This is a genomic window from Pseudoxanthomonas sp. X-1 (genome assembly GCF_020042665.1).
GTDB lineage: Bacteria > Pseudomonadota > Gammaproteobacteria > Xanthomonadales > Xanthomonadaceae > Pseudoxanthomonas_A > Pseudoxanthomonas_A spadix_A.
The window spans coordinates 2,704,289-2,724,943 of the sequence record NZ_CP083376.1; the positions used below are offsets into that span (position 1 = coordinate 2,704,289).

The window sequence follows — 20,655 nt, forward strand, 5'->3', positions numbered from 1 at the left end:
GCCCATTTCAGTCGTTGAACGGATCGTTCGGGTCGTGCGGGTCGATCCGCTGACCGCTGGACGAATACAGGCCAAAGCCTGCCTCGCCGTTTCGCAGTTCGTCCGGTTGCGTCCAGCGATCATCATTGACCGTCGAATTGCTGGCCGTCCATGCTGCGGCAACCCCAACCAGAAGCACCAACGCCAGCCAGAACGCGGCGTAGAACAGCAATCCCAGCGCGACCAGCTTCACTACCCATACGAGCACGGTGGCCCCGGCAAGCGGCATCCCCTTGGAGGCGAGCCAACACGACAACCTTCGCTCGCCGCGCGCATAGGCGCGCCATCCACGGCCAACGCTGCGGCCGAGGCGTTCTGCGGTGCTGATGCGGGTTGTCGTGTTCATGGTCGTCTCCTGCTACATGAGGAATGCCTATTCCAGTTTGCTCCAATCCTGCTTGCTTGCCTGCACCAATACGTTCCAATCGTCTGGTGGATTTCCACGTCCGAGCATTTTCTCGAACACGGCATAGGGATCTGACTTGCTCCCCGAAGACCGCAAGGTCTGCTCATCATTGACCCAGGCGTACACGATGACCTTGGCCTTCGAGTCGTACCGGAAGAACAACCGGAACCGCCTTCCGATCTTGGCCCTTCGCCAGTGCCGGTGGGCCAGCCCCAGGGTGTTGCCCTGGCGGTACTCGTCGCGTGCCGGATCACCGGGCACCACATCTAATATCAACTGGTTCAAGGCCCGGAAGAGCTTGACGTTGGCGTTGGACTCGAAGCCCTCCGGGTCGTTCTCCTGCGCGCGCCGTGCGGCTGCGTGCAGCTTCTGCAACTGCTCGATCACACAGTCGTGGAACAGCAATGCCCAGCCATGCCGTTGCATCAGAGTTCCACTTCGCCGTCGATTTCCTCGTCCAGCTTCACGCCGTGACCCGCTTGCTCCAGCATGGCGCGAGTTAGATCCTCGGGCAGACCATGGACGTTCCGGCCCGCCTCGATGTCGCGGGCCAGCAGACTCAGGAACGCACCGATGGCGGGGTCCTCGTGCTCGGCGTCGGCACGGGTCACGACGACTTCTCCGTCACGCAGGTCGAACGCAACCTTGCCGCCGGCATCGACACCGAGCGCCTGCCGGATGGGCTTGGGCAGCGTGATCTGGCCTTTGGAGGTCAGCGTGGCAACTTCATGAATGGCAGGCATGGCCGTTCTCCTAATAGCGATGCCCTGATGGTAAGGAATATTCCTTACCATGTCAATATGGGGTCTCATGGCGTCCTCCCGAGTCCAAGAATCGGCCCATCGTAGGGCGGGAACACCAAGCCTTCACGCATCAATCCGGCCCGCCGAACCTCGCATTGGCCGTGGACGGTCAATGCCCCACGCCCTATACCCAAATGGTTAAAGGCTAAAGGGCCGAAAGGGCAAGGGAATGGGGTGCAAGGGGAAAGGCCCTACCTCGAAAAGGCGAAAAGGCCCCCCGCTCGGCCCACCACCAGGACACCCGCATGCTCTTTCTGTTCCAGCGGAAACGACCTCCGGTCGCTGCCGCTCCGTCGCCAGCGCCCGCCCTCGATCTCCCGAAAGGGCTGCTGCGGCCCGAGTCGGCCGCATCGCTGCTGGCCACGCCGCGCCGGCAGAAGCTGCTGGAATACATCTGGCAGCGCACCTCCCTCTCGCGCAAGCAGTTCGTCACCCTGTACCGCACGCCGCTGGAACGATATGCCGAGCTGGTCCAGCAATTTCCCGCTTCCGAAAGCCACCATCACGCTTACCCGGGCGGCATGCTCGACCACGGCCTGGAAATCGTCGCCTACAGCCTGAAGCTGCGCCAGTCCCATCTGCTGCCCATCGGTGCCAGCCCCGAGGACCAGGCGGCGCAGTCCGAGGCCTGGACCGCCGCCGTCGCCTACGCGGCACTACTGCACGACATCGGCAAGATCGCTGTCGATCTGCACGTCGAACTCGCCGACGGCAACACCTGGCATCCCTGGCACGGGCCGCTGCTCCAGCCGTACCGCTTCCGCTATCGTGAGGATCGTGAATACCGCTTGCATAGTGCTGCAACAGGTCTGCTCTACCGCCAACTGCTCGATCGGCACGTCTTGGACTGGCTCAGTGGCTACCCGGCGCTATGGGCCCCGCTGCTCTACGTCTTGGCCGGACAGTACGAGCATGCCGGGGTCCTGGGCGAGCTTGTCGTGCAGGCTGATCGCGCTTCTGTGGCTCAGGAGCTGGGTGGTGATCCGGCCCGCGTCATGGCAGCACCCAAGCACGCACTGCAACGCAAGCTGCTCGACGGGCTGCGTTATCTGCTCAAGGAAGAGTTGAAGCTGAACCAGCCGGAAGCCTCCGATGGCTGGCTCACCGAGGATGGTTTGTGGCTGGTGAGCAAGACGGTTTCGGACAAACTGCGCGCACACCTCCTGTCTCAGGGGATCGATGGCATTCCTGCGAACAACACCGCCGTGTTCAACGTGCTGCAAGACCACGGCATGCTCCAGCCCACCTCGGACGGCAAAGCGGTCTGGCGCGCGACCGTGACCAGCACGACCGGCTGGTCCCATTCGTTCACCCTGTTGCGTCTCGCTCCCGCGCTGATCTGGGAGTCTGGCGAGCGACCAGCACCTTTCGCGGGCACGGTAGAGATCGACGCGACGCCCGCGGAAAACGACGCCTGCATGTCGGCTCCCGCGCCTACCGTCTCGGTGAACCCAGCGCAGGGAGGTCAAGAGCCTCCGATTTGGGAGGGCGACAGCACCACCATCGTTTCACCGCCCGCAGCCCAGCCCGTGCCCGACGTCATGGAGGATTTGCTCGCGATGGTGGGCTTGGGTGAGTCGGCCGGCGTTGGCCAGGATGCCGAGGAGTTCCTCCACACCCCCGCGCCAGCAACAGCCGCGACGTCCATTCCATCGCCTGCACCTGCACCCGCGCCTACGCCTGGGTCATCGGCAACGAAGCCATCCGGGGAACAGTTCATGGTTTGGCTGAAGCAGGGAATCGCCTCACGACGGCTCATCATCAACGACGCGAAGGCACTCGTGCATACGGTGAATGAGACGGCCTACCTGGTCAGCCCGGGTGTGTTCCAACGCTATGCGCAGGAGCATCCCGAAGTGGCCGCACTCGCCAAGCAGGAGAATCAACAGGATTGGCAGTGGGTGCAGAAGCGCTTCGAGAAGCTGCAGCTACATCGAAAGCAGCCCAATGGCCTGAACATTTGGACCTGTGAAGTCACGGGCCCGAGGAAGTCCCGCCGACTGCATGGCTACCTCCTCGAAGATGGGTCCTTGGCACTCGCCGAAATACCGCCCAACAATCCCTATCTTGCTCTGACTCAGGAAGGATGACGCGATTCGGGCATTGATCGCCACCGTCGTGTGGCGACGATCAATGCCCCGCGAAAATTGGCAACATTTGGCGAACTGAGCTACTCGGCCCGCGCCAACTCCTGTGCAAGGAACGGAGCGGTTCTGCTGCCAGACGTTCGGGCCACCTGCTGAGGGGAGCCCGCCACCACGATGCTGCCGCCGGCAGCGCCTGCACCAGGCCCCACGTCGATCACCCAATCGGCCTGGGCCACCGCGCGCATATCGTGTTCGATCATCACTACGGTATTGCCGGCATCGACCAGGCGCTGCAACTGCACCAGCAGCCGGTCGGCGTCCGACGCATGCAGCCCGGTAGTCGGCTCGTCGAGCACGTACAGGCTTCGGCCGCGCTGGCTGCGCTGAAGCTCGGTCGCCAGCTTGATGCGCTGCGCCTCGCCACCGGAAAGCTCAGTGGCTGGTTGTCCCAGGCGCAGATAGCCCAGTCCGATGTCGCGCAGCAGTTGCAGGGGCCTTGCCACCGCGTCTTCACCCGCGAAGAATTCGCTGGCCTCGTCCACGGTCATCTGCAGCACCTCGGCGATGTTGCGCCCGTTCCACTGCACCTTCAGCGTGGCCTCGTTGTAGCGCGCGCCATGGCAGGTCGGGCACGGCGCGTACACGCTGGGCATGAACAGCAGTTCCACGCTAACGAAACCCTCGCCCTCGCAAGTCTCGCAGCGCCCCTTGGCGACGTTGAACGAGAACCGTCCGGCATCATAGCGGCGGCGTCGAGCATCGGGCGTGGCAGCGAACAGCTTGCGCACATGGTCGAACAGGCCCGTGTAGGTGGCCAGGTTCGACCGCGGCGTGCGCCCGATCGGTTTCTGGTCCACCTGCACCAGACGCTGTACGGCGTCCACGTCGCCCGCCAGATGGCCGCCGGTCGCTTCGATCACTGCCGGCCCTTCGCTGGTGGCGCTTTCGGCTACATCGTCTTCCGGCTCGTGGCCCAGGTGCAGCAGCACCAGCTCCGGCAGGGCCTGCGCGACGAGGCTGGACTTGCCCGAGCCGGAGATGCCGGTGACGGCCGTCAGCACGCCCAGCGGAATGCGCGCATTCACGCCATGCAGGTTGTGGCGGTGAATGTCCTGCAGCTCCAGCCAGCCGGTCGCTTCGCGTGCCCGGCTTCCCGGCGCGGGGATCTCATCGAACAGGTAGCGTGCAGTACGCGATTCGGCAATCTTGCGCAGGCCATCCGGCTCGCCGCTGTAGAGCACGCGGCCGCCACGCTCCCCAGCATCCGGCCCGACATCCACCAGCCATTGCGCGCGGCGCATCAGGTCCAAGTCGTGCTCCACCACGAACACCGAGTTGCCGGCGTCGCGCAGCCGGTCGAGCGCGTCGTACAGGGCCTGGCTATCGGAGGGGTGCAGGCCCGCGGAGGGCTCGTCGAGCACGTACACGACACCGAACAGCAGGGAACTCAATTGCGTGGCCAGCCGCAGGCGCTGCAACTCGCCGGCCGAAAGCGTCGGCGTGGCCCGGTCCAGCGTCAGGTAGCCCAGGCCCAGCCCACGCAGTTGGCGCAGGCGTGCCATCACGCCACCGGCCAGGCGCTGCGCGGCGAGGCGCTTTTCTTCCGATAGCGCCGAGGTGCGGCGCACGTCGGGCGATACCGCATGGACGGCGCGGCCGGAGGCCGCGCGTTCGGCACGGTCGCGTCGGGTCGCTTCCTTGTCCGTAGCCGCCCCCGCTGCATGGGCGCGGAAATCGCCCTGGGCGATGGGTTCGAGCAAGGCCGCCAACTGGTCCAGCGGCATCTGCATGAACGCGCCGATGTCCACGCCGGCGAAGGTGACCGACAGCGCCTCGGGCTTGAGCCGCTTGCCGTGGCAGGTGGGGCACGGTTTGCCCTCCATGAACCGGGACACGCGCTTTCTCATCAACGCGCTCTGGGTGTTGGCAAAGGTGTGCAGCACGTAGCGCCTGGCGCCGGTGAAGGTGCCCATGTAGCTCGGCTCCATCTTGCGCTTGAGCGCGGCGCGGGTTTCGGCGGGCGTGAAGCCGGCGTACACCGGCACCGTCGGTGTTTCCTCGGTGAACAGAATCCAGTCGCGATCCTTCTTCGGCAGGTCCTTCCACGGTCGGTCAACGTCGTAGCCCATGCTGACCAGGATGTCGCGCAGGTTCTGGCCTTGCCAGGCGGGGGGCCAGGAGGCGATCGCCCGCTCGCGGATGCTCAGGGAGGGATCGGGCACCATGATGGCCTCGGTCACCTCGTACACATGGCCCAGGCCGTAGCAGGTCGGGCACGCTCCCTGCGGCGTGTTGGGCGAAAAATCCTCGGCGTACAGCATCGGCTGGTTGGCCGGATAGGCGCCGGCGCGCGAATACATCATCCGCACCAGGCTGGACAAGGTGGTCACACTGCCCACGGAGGAACGCGCGTTGCTGGAGCCCCGCTGCTGCTGCAGCGCCACCGCCGGCGGCAGGCCGTCGATCGCATCGACGTCCGGCACGCCGGCCTGCTCGATCAGTCGCCGCGCATAGGGGGCCACCGACTCGAAGTAGCGTCGCTGGGCCTCGGCATAGATGGTGCCGAAGGCCAGCGAGGACTTGCCGGAGCCGGAGACACCCGAGAACACCACCAGCGCGTTACGCGGGATGGAGACGTCCACCTCCTTGAGGTTGTTCTCGCGCGCACCGCGCACTTCCACCATGCCGCTGGCCGCAGCGGTACAAGAGGATTCACCGAAAGAATTGTTTGGCAAGTTTTTATCCTGTAGTTCGTCCCGCTCAGGACGGGACTTCCTGAGTTCGGGTGCCGCGGCGGCTGGCTTCGAGCACTGCGGTGACAGTGCGGGCGTCGTAGCTGCCGCGCAGACGACGACCCTCGACGAAGAACGTCGGCGTGGCGTGCGCACCGCTGGCGACCGCACTGGCGAGGTCGCGCTCGACACGCTCGATCACCGCAGGGCTGTCGAGATCCGCGATGAACCGTTCGACGTCGAGCCCAAGCTCGGCGGCGTAGCCGATCAGATGCTCGCGCTCCAGCGCATGCTGACGGGTGAACACGAAGTCCAGCCACGGCCAGAACATCCCCTGGTTCGCCGCTGCCTCGGACGCCCGCGCGGCAATCGGCCCGTGCGGGTGGTGCGGCAGATGGCGCACCACATACCGCAGGTCGTCACCGAAGTGGGCGCGAAGATCGTCCCACGAACCGGTGGCGTGCGCACAGTACGCGCACTCGAAGTCCACGTACTCGACGAGTGTGAGCTGGGCGTCCTCCGGCCCGCGGATGTGATCGATCTCCGGATCGACCGGCGGCTCAAGCACCATCGGCAGGTCAGCGGTCTTCTCACCCCACCGCTGGGCGGCGACCTTGAAGATCAGCCACCCGAGCAACGTGGCGAACACCATCGACACGAGCACGCCGACCGTCGCCTGGCGGCCCAGGTCGGAGGTCGTGCCGAACGCGAGCCCGATGATCAGCAGCGACACGGTGAAGCCGATCCCGGACAGCGCCGCCCCACCGAACACGCTCCCCACCCCGACGCCCTCGGGCAGCCGGCCCAGGCCGAGACGGACGGCGACGAGCGTGGTGAGCCCGATGCCCAAGAGCTTGCCGAGCACGAGCCCTGCGATGACGCCCCACGTGACTGGCGAGCCAAAGGCCTCGGCGAGCAGCCCGCCACGCACGTCCACCCCGGCGTTCGCCAAGGCGAAGATCGGCACGATCAGCAGCGCCGTCGGCAGCCGCAGGAACTCGTGCAATCGCTCGTTCACCGAGATACCCCGGGACAGCCCGCAGTCCACCGCGCGGGCCGATGCGGCACTCGGCGACTGCCAGAAGTCACGGAACAACTGTCTTGCCGCAACGACCCCGTGACGTTGCGTCGCATAGGCGGGGATCAGCAGCCCCGCGGCCATCCCGGCGAGGGAGGCATGGATGCCGGAATACACGGTTGCGAACCACAGCACGATCACGATCAACACATACGGCGTCGCCCGCCACTGGCGGGTGCGCCCCAACAACCACAATCCAACGAGGCTGGCGAGGGCGATAAGCAACGGGACGATCCGGATCTCCTCGCTATAGACGATGCCGATGATGGACACTGCGAGGAAGTCATCGACCACGGTCAGGGTGAGCAGGAACACGCGCAACTGACCCGATAGCCGCGGGCCGACGATCGCCAAGGTGCCCAGCATGAACGCCGTATCGGTGCCGACCACCGCACCCCACCCGTGCAGGCCCTCACTTCCGGCTAGTTTCACGATCAGGACATACACCAGCGCGGGAAGCACGACTCCCGTGACCCCCGCGATCAGGGCGAGGCGGGCACGGCTGCGGTCACGGAGCGATCCGTGGGCGAACTCCTGACGCACCTCCAGTCCGATCAGGAAGAAGAAGACGACCATCAGGCCGTCGTTGACCCAGTGATGCAGATCCATGTGTAGGCGCAGTGGCCCGAAGTTGAACCCGACGTCTAGGTGCCACAACTCGAAATAGGCGTTAGATAGCGGCGAGTTCGCCCACACGAGCGCCACAACCGTGACGATCACCAGCAGCACCGCAGCGCCAGACTCCGTGCGTAGATAGTGGGCAACGCGTCTCCGTCTGATATGCGCCGAGGACTCACCAAAAGAAGAGGCTGGCATGTGCTTATCCTGTAGTTTGTGAGATCACGATGGGCAGGTTTCGGAGGCGACCGGTCAGGCGTCCGCCTCTGGCAGCGTCCCATCATCCAGCGAGCGCAGCCAAGTAAGCCATTCTCCCAGCCTGCGCTCAACACCTCTGTCCGTTGGCTGATACCAGCCCGGCCGCGCCACGCCCTCGGGAAAGTAGCTTTGCCCAGCGGCGTAGCCGTTGGGCTCGTCAGGAGCGTAGCGGTAGCCTTCGTGATACCCCATCTGCTGCATCAGCTTCGTCGGCGCATTGCGAAGATGGAGAGGCACAGGCAGGGAGCCGCTGTTCTTGACGAAGGTCTTCGCCTTGTTCCAGGCGGCATAGGCAGCGTTCGACTTGGGGGCGGCAGCAAGGTAGGTCGCCGCGTGGGCAATCGGTATTTCGCCTTCGGGGGAACCCAGCCTCTCATAAGCCAGCGCGGCATTGAGCGCCAGTTGCAGCGCCTGCGGGTCGGCATTGCCGATGTCTTCGCTGGCCACTACCACCATGCGGCGGGTCACCTGGCTGACGTCGCCGCTACCGTCAAGGATGCGGGCCAGCCAATACAGGGCCGCATCAGGGTCGGAGCCCCGTAGCGACTTGTGGAAGGCTGAGAGCTGCCAGTAGAACTCGTCACCGCCCTTGTCGAACCTGCGCAGCGATGGACTGGTGGACAGCTTGGCGGACTGGCCATCGACCACGGTCTTGCCAGCGCCCGACGCCGCATTCGTCACCTGCTCAAGCAGATTGAGGAAGCGCCTGCCATCGCCATCGGCAAAGCCCTTGAGCAGATCCAGCGCGTCCGCGTCCAACGTGACGCCCTGGAGATGCGGCAGTGCGCGTTCGTAGAGTTGGTTCAGTTCGTCGCTGGACAGCGGTTCGAGGGTATAGACCTGCGCGCGCGAGAGCAGTGCGGAATTGACCGCCAACCCCGGATGCTCGGTCGTCCCCCCCACCAGGGTCAGGAGCCCCGACTCGACATGGGGCAGCAGGGCATCCTGCTGCGCCTTGTTGAAGCGATGGATCTCATCGACGAAAAGCACCGTCGATCGACCATGGTTGTCCAGTTCGGCCTGGGCCTCGTCGATGGCTTGCCGGATGTCCTTCACCCCGGCCAGCACGGCCGAGATGGCGATGAATCGGCTGTCGGTCGCACTGGCGGCCAGGCGCCCTAGGGTGGTCTTGCCCACGCCTGGCGGCCCCCAGAGGATGAACGAGTGCAACTTGCCCGCCTCGAACGCGAGACGCAGCGGCTTGCCGGGGCCGAGCAAGTGCCGTTGCCCGACGAATTCGTCCAGCGTCTTGGGCCGCAGGAGTTCGGCCAAGGGAGGCTTGGGCTTTGTCGTGAATAGATCGGTCAAGTTCCTCTCCCTGGCATTTCTGATAGTTGACGTTCCGATAAGGTGGGCACCTCAATCCAGAGAGCCGGATTTATCCAACGCCGTGGGCTCTTTGTCGGCAATCGCATGCATGATGATGCGAGAGCCGCGGTAGCCGATGCTGTGGTTCCATACCCAGCTCAAAGCGACACTGAGACGATTTCGCGTGCCGATCAGAAAGTAGATGTGCGCCAGCTTCCAGATCCACCACGCAAAGGCACCACGCAGCTTCACCCGCCCCATGTCAATCACCGCCAGGCTGCGGCCGATGGTGGCCAGGTTCCCCTGATGCCGGTATTTGAAAGGCCCGTCAGCGGGCTTGCCCTTCAAACGCCGTCCAATCAGGTTAGCGACGTACTTCCCTTGCTGTTTGGCGGCCGGGGCGATGCCCGGCACGGGCTTCCCATCGGCCATGGTGCACGAGGCTGTATCGCCGATGGCGAAGACCTCCGGGCGACCGGCCACCGTCAGGTCAGGGCCAACGACCACTCGACCAGCACGATCAGACGCAGCGCCCAACCAGCGAGCCGCGGGAGACGCCTGGACTCCGGCGGCCCAGACGATGGTCTTGGCCGAAAGGGGCTTGCCGCCATACACCACGCCGTCGGCCGAGCATTCGGTGACCGGAGTACCCAGCACGACCTCGACCCCGAGTTTTTCGAGTGCCTGGCGCGTATAGGCCGAAAGATCCTCTGGAAAGACCGACAACAGACGCGGGCCAGCCTCGATCAGTACAACCCGCGATGTGCTCGGGTCGATCGAGCGGAAGTCACGCGCCAGCGTGTCTCGTGCCAGCTCGGCGATGGTTCCGGCCAATTCAACCCCGGTGGGACCACCACCGATGATGACGAACGTCTGCAGCGCGGCACGCTGCTGAGGATCGCTCGTGCGCTCAGCTTCCTCGAAAGCCGCGAGGATTCGGCCCCGAATGGTCGTGGCATCTTCCAGCGTCTTCAACCCCGGCGCGAAAGCCCCCCATTCGTCGTGTCCGAAGTAGGCATGGGTAGCACCTGTCGCGAGCACGAGCGTGTCGTAGGTTTGCCGCATTCCATTGTTGAGAATGACCTGACGCGCGTCCTGGTCGATACCTTCCACTTCCGCCATCAAGGTGTTCACTTCCGGGCGATTTCGGAAGAGATAGCGAATAGGCCAGGCGATCTCGGATGTCGAAAGTGACGCACCTGCGACCTGGTAAAGCAAGGGTTGGAACAGGTGATGATTGCGCCGATCGATGATCGTCACATCGACCTCGACACCAGCAAGCTGGTTGGCAACCTCGATCCCGCCGAAGCCCGCTCCGATAATGACGACGTGATGTCGGTTTTTGGAGGTCTTTGTCATGACCTGATCTCCTCTCTCAGCGTTTCAGCGCCGATGCGTGGTGTGCCATATGCTCGCCAATGAAGCTGGCAATGAAGTAGTAGCTGTGGTCGTAGCCTGGGCGCAGATTCAACGTGAGCGGGTGCCCCGTCTCGTCGCAGGCTTTGCGCAGCAGGTCGGGCTGAAGCTGGCTCTCCAGGAACTCGTCGCCCAAGCCCTGATCAACCAGCAACGGCAAACGCTCCTGCACGGTGCGAATCAGCTCCACGGTGTCGTACTGCTTCCACACTTCCCGATCGCTGCCCAGGTACGCCTCGAAGGCCTTGTGCCCCCAGGGAACCTGGGTGGGGGCGACGATGGGCGAGAAGGCCGAGACGCTTCGATAACGGCCCGGGTTGCGCAGGGCGATGACCAGAGCGCCGTGTCCTCCCATGGAATGGCCGCTGATGCTCCGCTCCGCTGTCACGGGAAAGTGGGCCTCGATCAGCGCCGGCAATTCCTGCACGACGTAGTCGTACATCCGATGATTCGCAGCCCAGGGTTCCTGTGTGGCGTTGACGTAGAAACCCGCCCCCTGTCCGAGGTCATAGGCAGGATCGTCGGCAACGCCTTCGCCGCGAGCACTGCTATCGGGCGCGACGACGGCAATGCCATGTTCGGCCGCGTAGCGCTGGACGGCGGCCTTGGTGATGAAGTTCTGCTCGGTGCAGGTGAGGCCTGAAAGCCAGTACAGCACCGGCACCTTGCCGTGCTGTGCCTGCGGAGGCAGATAGACGCCGACCTTCATCGTGCAACCGAGCGTCGTGGATTCATGCTGATAAACGTCCTGCCAACCATCAAAGCTGGCGTGATGTTCGATGCGTTCCATGTAGTTCTCCTATGTTCAAAGGAACGGCGCAGCTCTCGCGCGCCAGGACGGCAGCTCGTCAGGAAGATTTCTCTTCCGCTGCCGTGTCGCCGTGGGCGTGTCTGATCCTGCGCACGATCCACCAGATCGTCAGCATCACCGCAGGCACCAGAACCGCCATCACCGGCGCCACGCTGTCGTGAACCATCGGAATGCCCTTGAGCAAATAGCCGAGAAGACTCACGACGTAATAAGAAATTGCCGCGACCGACAGGCCTTCGACGGTTTGCTGAAGGCGCAATTGCATCTTGGCCCGGTTGTTCATCGACGCAAGCAGATCGCGGTTCTGGCGTTCAAGCTCGACGTCGATCCAGGAACGCAGCAACGCGATGGCCCGGGTCAGCTTGTCGGAGAGCTTGGTCTGGCGCTCCTTTACGGATTGGCATGTCCGCATGGCGGGAGCGATGCGACGCTGCAGGAAATCCGCCCAGGTGCAGTACCCGGATACGGCCTCTTCCGAAAGCGCTGCCAGCCTTTCCTCGACGATCTCGTAGTAGGCACGACTGGCGCCGAAGCGATAGAGATTCGCCGCAACGCCAGCTTCCAGTTCGGCAGCCAGGCCGGTCAATTCGGACAGCAGCACGTCGCTGTCGCGCCGTTCCACCAAGCTCGTACACATCTCGTCGGTGATCGCCGCAAGGCGCGACTCCATGCGCCGCAGCTCCGACGTCATCGACCGCGTCAACGGCAAGGACAGCAACGCCAAGGTACGGTAGGTCTCGATCTCCAGCAGACGTTGAGCCAGCGCACCCGCCCGCGCCGGGGTCAAATCGCGGGCAAGGACGAGGATCTGCGTCAGGCCATCCTCATCCTGTCGGAAGTCGGTGAGGATGGCGGCAGAGCCGTTCTCCACCAGCGAGTAGCACAGGCTGGCAGGATCGAAGCGATCGGCCTCCTTCTCCGTTTCCGGCGTCCATGGAAGAAGTCTCAAACGGATGCCGGATACGACCGGGCCGGGAGGAACAAATCCATGCTTGAACGGATTTTCGCCGCACGGCTCTCCCGTCTCGGAATCCAGCGAAGCGCACCAGAGATACGTTGAGAACTCGGTGTGCTTTTCACAGTGCAGGTCTCCCTCATCCCATGTCATGCCGTGAAGCGGCGTAGCGTGGTCGGGCTCGGCAACGCCGAAGCGATGAGACAACTCACTCATCGCCATCTGATCCCTGGCCTGATCGCCTTCGGTCATGAAAGCGAGCTGCAATATGCCGCGGGGGGCCTGAATCAACAGATGCGGGCGCGCATGCACTTCACCCACGGCCGCAGCACGATCGGCATAGGCCGGCATGCCGTACACGGTGGCGGTCGGGGCGGGTTGTACGGTCGTCGCATTGATGTTGGCCGGCTCTTGCATAACGACCTCATTTCTCATTGGTTGAAAAACACGCTTCAAAGCAAATGCCCGCAGCCATGCGTTTCGCACATGGCTGCGGGCCGATCTTCATGAGCAGGCACCGCTCTACACGGTCCGTCTAATAGGCTCGCCGTATAGAGGCTTGTGCTGGCCCTTTCAGAACGCCCTCAGCTTCCTTGCTTTCAGACGAAGGTGTACGAGCAGACCTTGTTGCCCGCCGGATCACGCAGGTAGGCCGCATAGGCACCCGGCAGGTGACCACGTGCGCCAGGCTGGCCCTCGTCGGTGCCGCCTGCGGCAAGGCCGGCAGCATGGAAGGCATCCACTTCGGCGGGAGTGGCGGCCGCAAAGCCGATCGTCACGCCGTTGCTGGAGGGCGCTTCACCATTGCCCGGACGGGCGATGATGAAAGCCGGCTTTTCGCGACCGAAAAGTACCCATCCGTTGTTGAAAGGACCGAGGTTCTTGATGCCAAGAGCACCCAGAGCGGCGTCGTAGAACGCGACCGACTTCTGAAGGTCGGCAGCGCCGATAAAAATGTGCGAAAAGATGCCATCGCCAGAAATGACAGGAGTGGACATGATTAATTTCCTTGGTGGTTGGTGTTGAATGGGTAGTGGGCGGTCAGTAGTGGATCACCGTGCGAATCGACTTGCCTTCATGCATCAGGTCGAAGGCCTTGTTGATGTCGTCGAGGCCCATGGTGTGGGTGACGAACGGGGCGAGATCGATCTCGCCTTTCATTGCGTCCTCCACCATGCCGGGAAGTTGAGTGCGGCCCTTGACCCCGCCGAAAGCCGAGCCCTTCCAGGTGCGACCGGTGATCAACTGGAACGGGCGCGTCGAAATTTCCTTGCCTGCACCAGCCACGCCGATGACGATCGACTGGCCCCAGCCACGATGTGCTGCTTCTAGTGCCGAGCGCATCACGTTGACGTTGCCGATGCACTCGAAGGTGTGATCGACACCCCAACCGGTCATCTCGATGAGAACCTCGTGAATCGGCTTGTCGAAGTCCTTCGGGTTGAGGCATTCGGTCGCGCCGAAGGTACGAGCCAGCTCGAACTTCGCTGGATTGGTGTCGATGGCGATGATGCGACCTGCCTTGGCCTGGCGTGCCCCCTGAATCGCAGCGAGCCCGATGCCGCCGAGGCCGAAGATGGCCACAGAGTCACCCGGCTGAACCTTGGCCGTGTTGTGAACAGCGCCGATGCCGGTGGTCACACCGCAACCCAGCAGGCAGACATGCTCGGGATTGGCGTCCGGGTTGATCTTGGCCAGCGAGACTTCGGCCACCACCGTGTATTCGCTGAAGGTCGAGCAGCCCATGTAGTGGTAGATCGGCTGGCCGTTGTAGCTGAAGCGGGTGGTGCCATCGGGCATCACGCCCTTGCCCTGGGTGGCGCGCACCGCGACACACAGGTTGGTCTTGCCGGACTTGCAGAACAGGCACTCGCCGCACTCGGCGGTATAGAGGGGAATGACGTGATCGCCAGGCTTCACGCTGGTCACACCTTCACCCACCTCCACGACGATACCCGCACCTTCATGACCCAGCACGACCGGGAAGAGACCTTCGGGGTCGTCGCCCGACAGGGTGAAGGCGTCGGTATGGCAAACGCCGGTGTTCGTGATCTTGATGAGCACCTCGCCCTTGCGCGGCGGCTCGACGTCGATCTCGACGATTTCCAGCGGCTTTCCTGGCCCGAAGGCAACTGCTGCACGTGATTTCATGATGTCGCTTCCTTTACTAGCTAACTAAATTTGCCCTCACCGAGGGCACCCTGGTGCCTCTACCGCAGATAGGAGCGGACGATAGAGATGGTCTCGTCAATGGACTTGTTCTGCGAATCGCTCCTGATTTCGCTACTGGGAAACTCTTCCCGCAGATAGCTCTCCAGAACGGTTGCCATCAATCCGTTGACTGCCCCACGAACGGCCGCAAGCTGCTGAAGAATTGCAGGGCATTCCGCACCTGCATCGAGCGCTTGCTCAAGAGTCGCTACCTGACCTTTGATGCGCCGGATGCGCGTCAGGGCTTGCTTCTTTTCTTCCGGGCTGTGTGGCATCGAACACCTCTCTACTTGGGTACACCGCCGCATTATACAATACTCCACCATAGTATATGCGGCCGAACTTCGCCACAAATTCTGTGCTCTTCGAGCACTATTACAGGCTAGTACAGATTTGTTCCCAAGAAGCGCAAAACATTCAAATCAATGAATATTTCTTGCATGTATCGACAGCATCGGGGCAAGTTCAAAACCGGTCAAACTGGAAAAATCTATGCGCAGATAGATATGGCCTATCTAAGCCAACTCATCGAGCTGAAGCTATCAAGATGAGACCGGCTAGGCGACCTGACGACCCGAGTACCGAGCCTTCCTCAGTGCAGGCAACATCTGGCCGTCCCAGTCACGATCGACCGCAACCTGGGCCTGTTCCTGGTTTCGTTCGAGGGCTTCAACGTCCAGATCAGCAATCGCCCATGTCTGCGTGCCGCAAGTCGTCGCGAGAATGCCATCCTCCGGGAATCCGCGATCCATGGGTGCATAGATCGTGGCCTCGCCAGTATTCGTGTCCAGCGCCGGGCTCCAGTCAGCAGCTCCGGTCGTCACGGCCTGCGCGATGAACATTCGGTTCTCCAGTGCCCGCGCCATGCAGCCCACACGGACCCGGGTTGCACCTGCTTGGGTGTCGGTACAGCTCGGGACCAGCAGCAGGCGCACTCCCGCCTCTCGCTGGGCTCGCACGGGCAATGGAAACTCACTGTCATAGCAAACAGCGATGCCGGCACGCACGCCTTTCAAATCGAACACCTTCAGTTCGTCGCCACCCTCGATGACGCCGGCGTCTTTCTCGAACCCCGTCAACTGCAATTTGTCTTGGTAGTCGCGTGTGCCGTCAGGCGCAAACCACCAAGCCCGGTTGCGGTAGCGGTCCAATCCAACCTGGGTCAAAAACGTACCGGCCTGAATGGTCATGCACAACTCGCGCGACAGGTCGGCATACAGTGCCAGCCACGCAGGCTGCAAGGCCTGCAGCGCGGCCAGAGAGGCGTTGAAATCATGGCGGATGCCAGGCTCGAACGTTGCAGCCAGTTCGAGGGATAGATACTCGGGCAACACGGCCAGTTCCGCCCCGCCACGGCGCGCCTCCTCCAGAACCAGCCGCTGCCGCGCAGCAAATGCCTCGAAGCCCGCGGGCTGACCCACTGAGTATTTCGCAACTGCTACTTTCATTTCGCGTTCTCCAGGGAGTGCAGCCACATCGTGAGCGTCTGCTCGGTTTCGCTCGGCTCACCCACCTGCTTCCAGGGCAGCGTAACCTTCATGTCCGACTGCCGCACGTAGCCGCGACGGGTCCAGAAGGGGTCATTACTGCGGTAGTTGGAAGGACGCCGGAGATCGTCGTCTGCACGATCCACCGACGCGAACGATGCCCACTGCATGCCGCCCAACGAACGGGCATGCGCTTCGCGCTCGTCAAAGAAGCGATGGCCCAGGCCAAGGCCCCGGAAGGCCGGGAGCAGGACTGATTCGCCACAGTAAAACACTGCCTCCACCGGGATTCCTCGATCGGCGAACGGCACATGGAAGGCCGGCTCCGCATCGCCGAGCGGCAACCCCGTGGACGCACCCACGACCACATCATCAGCGAGCGCGAGTACCAGCAGGCTGTCTGCCGAACGGGCGTACATGGCGAGGTAGTGCTTCTCGTATTCGGTGTCGCCCTCGTACAGGTAAGGAAAGCTGCGGAAGACGCTCGCCCGCAGGCCTGCCACGGCATCGAACCATTCGGCAATGTCCGGGCCACGACGAACCAGCACCTGCACGTCGCTGGTCATTTCAGGCGTCCCCTCCAACCTGTGCGATCCAGTCGCCGAGGTTGTAGTAGTTGGTGACACGAGCGATCTTGCCATCGCGGATCTCGAAGAACGCGCCGCCCGGCAGCACGTAGCGCTGGCCCTGGGCTTCCGGCAGCCCGTCGTCCGTCACCTTGTATTCGCCATGCACCACGTACTCCGCGCCTGCACGCAGGCCGTCGGCGCTGACCATCACCACGATCCCGCGCAGTTGCTCGCCATAGCAGCGGTCCATGCGCTGCAGGAAGGCGCGGAAGGCTTCGCGACCGACCTCACGAGCGCCCTGGTTCAAGTCGTGCGCGACGTCATCGGTCAACATTGACAGCATGGCCTCGCGGTCGCCGCGGTTGAAGGCGTCGTAGTAGGCAGTGATGAGAGTCGCAGCGTTCATTCGCGTTCCTTGTTGGGTTGTTCGGAGCGGAGCATTCCGGGGTGTTGTCAGTCTGGGCAACCGCGCTCTCCTTGTATATGGAATTGTTGCGATTTTATAATTCCACAATCTGGAACAATTAACGAGCAGCGAAACCGGCCATGAGGCGTGCGTCATGAACAAAGAAATGGAACTACTGCGCATCTTTCGGGTGGCGGCCGAAAGCAGCAGTTTTCGCGATGCGGCCGTCCGGCTGGGGACTTCTCCGCAAGGTGTAACCCGTGCCATCCAGCAACTGGAGCAACACTACGGCGAGGTGTTGTTTCATCGAAGCACGCGCCAGGTGCGCATCACCGCCTTCGGCGAAGGGCTGCTAGACCAAGTGCGCCCCGCATTGGAGCGGTTCGAGGATCTGTGGCGAACGCCTAGCTCCGACCAGCAGGCCTCTCTGTCCGGTACGGTTCGCATCACCGCACCGCACAGCTTGGGCACCAGAGCGGTGCTACCGGCACTGGAGCGCGTGGCCGCGCGTCATCCCGGCATCACGCTGGATGTGCGCCTGTCCGATCGCATCAGCAATACGGTTGACGAAGGGATTGACGTCGGGATCAGGGTCGGATTCATGCGCGATAGCCGCTTCGTCGCACGCAAGGCCGCCGACATGAGACTCCCCATCGTTGCCGCTCCGCGCCTGATCAAGAAAGTGGGCGTACCTGCAAACATCGATGCGCTAAGCAGCCTGCCAGTTACCGTGGCCTTGGATATCAATACCGGCCGTCCCTGGCCTTGGCACTTCAAGGCGGGACGCCAGTGGACACCTACCGCACCCACTCTCGTCGCCGACAATGCCGACATGGAAATGGGAGCGGCGCTGGCCGGGATCGCGTTCGCGCAACTGGCGGACTACATGGCCGCCCCCTACATTGCCAGCGGGAAGCTCGTGCGAGTGCTGGAGAACGAAGAACCTCCGGCATGGGGGTTGTACGTCTATCGGCCTCAGCGTGGCCCCATTCCGGGAAGGGTTCGAGCGGTATTTGATGAAATGCTGGTCGCCGTTGGATCGTTGCCAGCTTTGCGCTGACACGTCGCAAGACGCTGTAGGGCACACATCTTGGAAAGCGGGGCACTGAGCCTCGGCGGCTCACCCCTCCGGTTGAATGATGAACCGACCGTCTGCCCGCTTGCCCCAGATGCAGATCGGTCGGCCATGCAACCCAATGCCGGCGAACGATTAGATGTAAATGAATTGCCGGTACAACCCATCCAACTGACGACGAATGTCTTCGACGCGCTGCTCGTCACCGGTATCGGTAAATTCGAGTAGCTGCTGTTCCTTGGCAGTGATCTGATCGCAAAGGTCGGACAAGTTCTCGCAGAAAGCCTCGGAATGAACGGTGGGCTCCTCCGTATTCGTCTCTTCCCCTGCTAGTTTTCGCACAGACGAGGCTGGAGAAATCCCATTTTCCTCGTTAAAGGCAATTTGAAGCTGCCTGCGCCTATTGGTCTCATCGATCGCCTGCTTCATCGCCGGCGTCACCGCGTCGGCGTACAAGATCGCCTTGCCGTTTTCATTCCGAGCGACTCGACCGATCATCTGAATGAGCGCATGGGCCGAACGCAAGAACCCTGCACGGTCTGCATCGAGAATGGCAACCAATGATGCCTCTGGAATATCCAGCCCTTCGCGCAAAAGACTAATCCCAATCAAAACATCGAACTCTCCTGCGCGCAGGCCATTGATGATCTCAACACGATCCTCCGCTTTTATGTCCGAATGCATGTAGCGCGCTCGAATCCCGTTGTCCGTCAAGAAATCCGTTAGCTCTTCTGCACTGACCTTCGTCAGCGTAGTCACAAGCACTCGATTCTTTCTCTTCACGCACTTCGATATTTCGGCAAGCAGGTCATCTATGTATCCATCCGCTTTCCGCACTTCAACCTTGGGGTCAAGCAGTCCCGTTGGCCTGATAACCTGTTCGACAACCCTGCCTTTCGACACCCTCAGCTCGTAGTCGCCCGGAGTAGCGGAAACAAAGATGGTCTGAGGCTTGACCTTCTCGAACTCGTCAAAGTTCAATGGCCGGTTGTTCTTCGATGAAGGCAAACGGAACCCGTAATCGATCAGCGTGTCCTTGCGCGCCTGATCCCCCCGGTACATTGCGGATATCTGTGGCACCATGACATGAGATTCATCGACGAACAGCAGCCCGTCTTTCGGCAAATAATCCAGCAACGTGATCGGAGGAGAAGCTGCGTCTCGGTCGCTGAAGTAGCAGGAATAATTCTCCATCCCCGAGCAATAGCCGACCTCGCGCATCATTTCCACGTCATGCGTGATCCGCTCGTACAGCCTGATTGCCTCGACCAAGCGATTATTCCTGTTCAGCTCGGCAACCCGCTCTTCCATATCAGCGAGTATCTTTTTGGATGCAGAATCTATTTTGTTCGTGGGCGGCGCGAAAAGCGTTTTTGGCGAAACCAAATAATGGTCTATCTCTCCCAACGTCTTGCCGGTAACAGGGTCCATCCATTGGACAGACGCAACAGTGTCATCCAACAGTTCCACCCGAACCGCCCTGTACTCGGAATCAGCGGGGAAAATGTCAATCACATCACCTTGGACGCGGAACGTTGCACGCTTGAGAGTGCGCTCCGTGCGATCATATTGCAGCAAAGCCAAGCGACGAATTAGCTCTCTCTGGTTTAGTTTGACCCCAGGGGACAGAGCGATCTGTAGCGCTCGGTATGCATCTGGATCACCCAGGCCGTAGATTGAAGACACCGAAGCGACGACGATCACGTCACGACGCTCAATCAAGGATTTGGTCGTGGACAGGCGCAGGCGCTCAAGGTGGTCATTGATGGCCGAGTCCTTTGGAATGAAACGATCGGTGCCCGGCATATAGATTTCGGGCTGAAAATAATCGTAGTAGGAAACGAAGTACTCGACCGCGTTCTCAGGAAAGAAGTGCTTCATTTCACCATAAAGCTGCGCGGTCAACGTCTTGTTAGGAGCCAAGATCAACGTAGGCCGCTTCAGACGATGAATCACATTGGCCATGGTGAAGGTCTTACCTGAGCCGGTGATACCTTTCAGCGTCTGGTGCGTCGCACCTTCTTCTATGTCCGACAGCAGGCGCGCTATCGCCTCTGGCTGGTCCCCCGCCGGCGTATAGTTGGAGTGCAGAATAAACATACCGGTTGACATTAGATATCTCCTAATTGAGCTACTTCAATTTGTCCTGATGTATCGGCTATTCCAGAAGACCTATAGCAGTACCAAACTGGGGTGTAAATGACGGCGATCCTGCCGCGCCCCACCTGGGCGTAGGCGTCGCCAACATGATAGCCCAGCACATGGGCGGGCTTCCCAGTGCATATCCGCCGATCGCCACGACGTCAGCCAGCGGCCCGTCTGCCAATGCACCTGGAGCCACTCGCCTCGTTGAGCGCTGACATCGAGCCGTGGCGGGCGAGGTTGCTCTGTACGCC

18 protein-coding genes are annotated in these 20,655 nt (G+C 62.1%); 2 read left to right on the forward strand and 16 right to left on the reverse strand.

Annotated elements, in window-relative coordinates; translation table 11 throughout:
- Positions 1-7: 7 nt before the first annotated feature.
- The 3 genes from LAJ50_RS12060 to LAJ50_RS12070 are packed head-to-tail and all read right to left on the reverse strand — an operon-like array spanning position 8 to position 1,188.
- Positions 8-385, reverse strand: a complete 378-nt coding sequence (locus LAJ50_RS12060) for a DUF3742 family protein (protein WP_011871459.1) — start codon at positions 383-385, stop codon at positions 8-10.
- 27 nt (positions 386-412) lie between these two features.
- Positions 413-871 (reverse strand): type II toxin-antitoxin system YhaV family toxin, encoded by a 459-nt coding sequence (locus LAJ50_RS12065; protein WP_009876618.1) that lies wholly within the window; start codon positions 869-871, stop codon positions 413-415.
- A complete protein-coding gene (locus LAJ50_RS12070) occupies positions 871-1,188 on the reverse strand; it encodes a type II toxin-antitoxin system PrlF family antitoxin (protein ID WP_009876619.1) in 318 nt (105 codons plus the stop codon). Before LAJ50_RS12070 ends, LAJ50_RS12065 begins: the two co-directional genes overlap by 1 nt.
- Positions 1,189-1,493: 305 nt before the next feature.
- On the opposite strand from LAJ50_RS12070, the gene mobH reads away from it, so the two are divergent.
- A complete protein-coding gene (gene mobH / locus LAJ50_RS12075) occupies positions 1,494-3,338 on the forward strand; it encodes a MobH family relaxase (RefSeq protein WP_009876620.1) in 1,845 nt (614 codons plus the stop codon).
- 80 nt (positions 3,339-3,418) lie between these two features.
- Here the strand turns inward: mobH and LAJ50_RS12080 are convergent, their stop codons facing one another.
- The 12 genes from LAJ50_RS12080 to LAJ50_RS12135 all read right to left on the reverse strand — a co-directional run bounded on the left by LAJ50_RS12080 (position 3,419) and on the right by LAJ50_RS12135 (position 17,184).
- Complete coding sequence (locus LAJ50_RS12080) at positions 3,419-6,070, reverse strand: excinuclease ABC subunit UvrA (RefSeq protein WP_020924950.1); 2,652 nt, start codon at positions 6,068-6,070, stop codon at positions 3,419-3,421.
- 25 nt (positions 6,071-6,095) lie between these two features.
- Positions 6,096-7,961, reverse strand: coding sequence for a Na+/H+ antiporter NhaA (gene nhaA / locus LAJ50_RS12085; RefSeq protein ID WP_011871462.1), 1,866 nt, complete (start codon positions 7,959-7,961; stop codon positions 6,096-6,098).
- 54 nt (positions 7,962-8,015) lie between these two features.
- Positions 8,016-9,329: a replication-associated recombination protein A gene (locus LAJ50_RS12090; protein ID WP_023106336.1), complete on the reverse strand. Its 1,314-nt coding sequence runs from the start codon at positions 9,327-9,329 to the stop codon at positions 8,016-8,018.
- Positions 9,330-9,380: 51 nt separating this feature from the next.
- On the reverse strand, positions 9,381-10,688 hold the full coding sequence (locus LAJ50_RS12095) for an NAD(P)/FAD-dependent oxidoreductase (protein WP_011871464.1): 1,308 nt from the start codon (positions 10,686-10,688) through the stop codon (positions 9,381-9,383).
- A 16-nt stretch (positions 10,689-10,704) separates the two neighbouring features.
- Positions 10,705-11,535: an S-formylglutathione hydrolase gene (gene fghA / locus LAJ50_RS12100; protein ID WP_011871465.1), complete on the reverse strand. Its 831-nt coding sequence runs from the start codon at positions 11,533-11,535 to the stop codon at positions 10,705-10,707.
- 58 nt (positions 11,536-11,593) lie between these two features.
- Entirely contained in the window at positions 11,594-12,928 is a 1,335-nt protein-coding gene (locus tag LAJ50_RS12105; protein ID WP_023106334.1) for a DUF3422 family protein, read from the reverse strand.
- 182 nt (positions 12,929-13,110) lie between these two features.
- Positions 13,111-13,509: a VOC family protein gene (locus LAJ50_RS12110; RefSeq protein ID WP_017514589.1), complete on the reverse strand. Its 399-nt coding sequence runs from the start codon at positions 13,507-13,509 to the stop codon at positions 13,111-13,113.
- A 43-nt stretch (positions 13,510-13,552) separates the two neighbouring features.
- Positions 13,553-14,662, reverse strand: a complete 1,110-nt coding sequence (locus LAJ50_RS12115) for an S-(hydroxymethyl)glutathione dehydrogenase/class III alcohol dehydrogenase (protein ID WP_007182549.1) — start codon at positions 14,660-14,662, stop codon at positions 13,553-13,555.
- A gap of 59 nt (positions 14,663-14,721) precedes the next feature.
- Positions 14,722-14,997, reverse strand: coding sequence for a formaldehyde-responsive transcriptional repressor FrmR (gene frmR, locus LAJ50_RS12120; protein WP_007182548.1), 276 nt, complete (start codon positions 14,995-14,997; stop codon positions 14,722-14,724).
- A 282-nt stretch (positions 14,998-15,279) separates the two neighbouring features.
- Positions 15,280-16,170 carry a carbon-nitrogen hydrolase family protein gene (locus LAJ50_RS12125; protein ID WP_007182547.1) on the reverse strand — a complete coding sequence of 297 codons (891 nt, stop codon included), beginning with the start codon at positions 16,168-16,170 and terminating at the stop codon, positions 15,280-15,282.
- Complete coding sequence (locus LAJ50_RS12130) at positions 16,167-16,775, reverse strand: GNAT family N-acetyltransferase (protein WP_007182546.1); 609 nt, start codon at positions 16,773-16,775, stop codon at positions 16,167-16,169. Before LAJ50_RS12130 ends, LAJ50_RS12125 begins: the two co-directional genes overlap by 4 nt.
- A 1-nt stretch (position 16,776) precedes the next feature.
- Positions 16,777-17,184, reverse strand: coding sequence for a ketosteroid isomerase-related protein (locus tag LAJ50_RS12135; protein WP_017514126.1), 408 nt, complete (start codon positions 17,182-17,184; stop codon positions 16,777-16,779).
- A 154-nt stretch (positions 17,185-17,338) separates the two neighbouring features.
- On the opposite strand from LAJ50_RS12135, the gene LAJ50_RS12140 reads away from it, so the two are divergent.
- Positions 17,339-18,244: a LysR family transcriptional regulator gene (locus LAJ50_RS12140; RefSeq protein WP_020924945.1), complete on the forward strand. Its 906-nt coding sequence runs from the start codon at positions 17,339-17,341 to the stop codon at positions 18,242-18,244.
- Positions 18,245-18,394: 150 nt separating this feature from the next.
- On the opposite strand, the gene uvrB is transcribed toward LAJ50_RS12140, so the two are convergent.
- Positions 18,395-20,371 (reverse strand): excinuclease ABC subunit UvrB, encoded by a 1,977-nt coding sequence (uvrB, locus tag LAJ50_RS12145; RefSeq protein WP_020924944.1) that lies wholly within the window; start codon positions 20,369-20,371, stop codon positions 18,395-18,397.
- Positions 20,372-20,655: the final 284 nt, after the last annotated feature.

Coding starts and splice junctions, on each gene's coding strand:
- LAJ50_RS12060 (WP_011871459.1), bottom strand. CDS start 385: ATGAACACGACAACCCGCATCAGCACCGCAGAACGCCTCGGCCGCAGC.
- LAJ50_RS12065 (WP_009876618.1), bottom strand. CDS start 871: ATGCAACGGCATGGCTGGGCATTGCTGTTCCACGACTGTGTGATCGAG.
- LAJ50_RS12070 (WP_009876619.1), bottom strand. CDS start 1,188: ATGCCTGCCATTCATGAAGTTGCCACGCTGACCTCCAAAGGCCAGATC.
- mobH (WP_009876620.1), top strand. CDS start 1,494: ATGCTCTTTCTGTTCCAGCGGAAACGACCTCCGGTCGCTGCCGCTCCG.
- nhaA (WP_011871462.1), bottom strand. CDS start 7,961: ATGCCAGCCTCTTCTTTTGGTGAGTCCTCGGCGCATATCAGACGGAGA.
- LAJ50_RS12095 (WP_011871464.1), bottom strand. CDS start 10,688: ATGACAAAGACCTCCAAAAACCGACATCACGTCGTCATTATCGGAGCG.
- fghA (WP_011871465.1), bottom strand. CDS start 11,535: ATGGAACGCATCGAACATCACGCCAGCTTTGATGGTTGGCAGGACGTT.
- LAJ50_RS12105 (WP_023106334.1), bottom strand. CDS start 12,928: ATGCAAGAGCCGGCCAACATCAATGCGACGACCGTACAACCCGCCCCG.
- LAJ50_RS12110 (WP_017514589.1), bottom strand. CDS start 13,509: ATGTCCACTCCTGTCATTTCTGGCGATGGCATCTTTTCGCACATTTTT.
- LAJ50_RS12115 (WP_007182549.1), bottom strand. CDS start 14,662: ATGAAATCACGTGCAGCAGTTGCCTTCGGGCCAGGAAAGCCGCTGGAA.
- frmR (WP_007182548.1), bottom strand. CDS start 14,997: ATGCCACACAGCCCGGAAGAAAAGAAGCAAGCCCTGACGCGCATCCGG.
- LAJ50_RS12125 (WP_007182547.1), bottom strand. CDS start 16,170: ATGAAAGTAGCAGTTGCGAAATACTCAGTGGGTCAGCCCGCGGGCTTC.
- LAJ50_RS12130 (WP_007182546.1), bottom strand. CDS start 16,775: ATGACCAGCGACGTGCAGGTGCTGGTTCGTCGTGGCCCGGACATTGCC.
- LAJ50_RS12135 (WP_017514126.1), bottom strand. CDS start 17,184: ATGAACGCTGCGACTCTCATCACTGCCTACTACGACGCCTTCAACCGC.
- LAJ50_RS12140 (WP_020924945.1), top strand. CDS start 17,339: ATGAACAAAGAAATGGAACTACTGCGCATCTTTCGGGTGGCGGCCGAA.
- uvrB (WP_020924944.1), bottom strand. CDS start 20,371: ATGTCAACCGGTATGTTTATTCTGCACTCCAACTATACGCCGGCGGGG.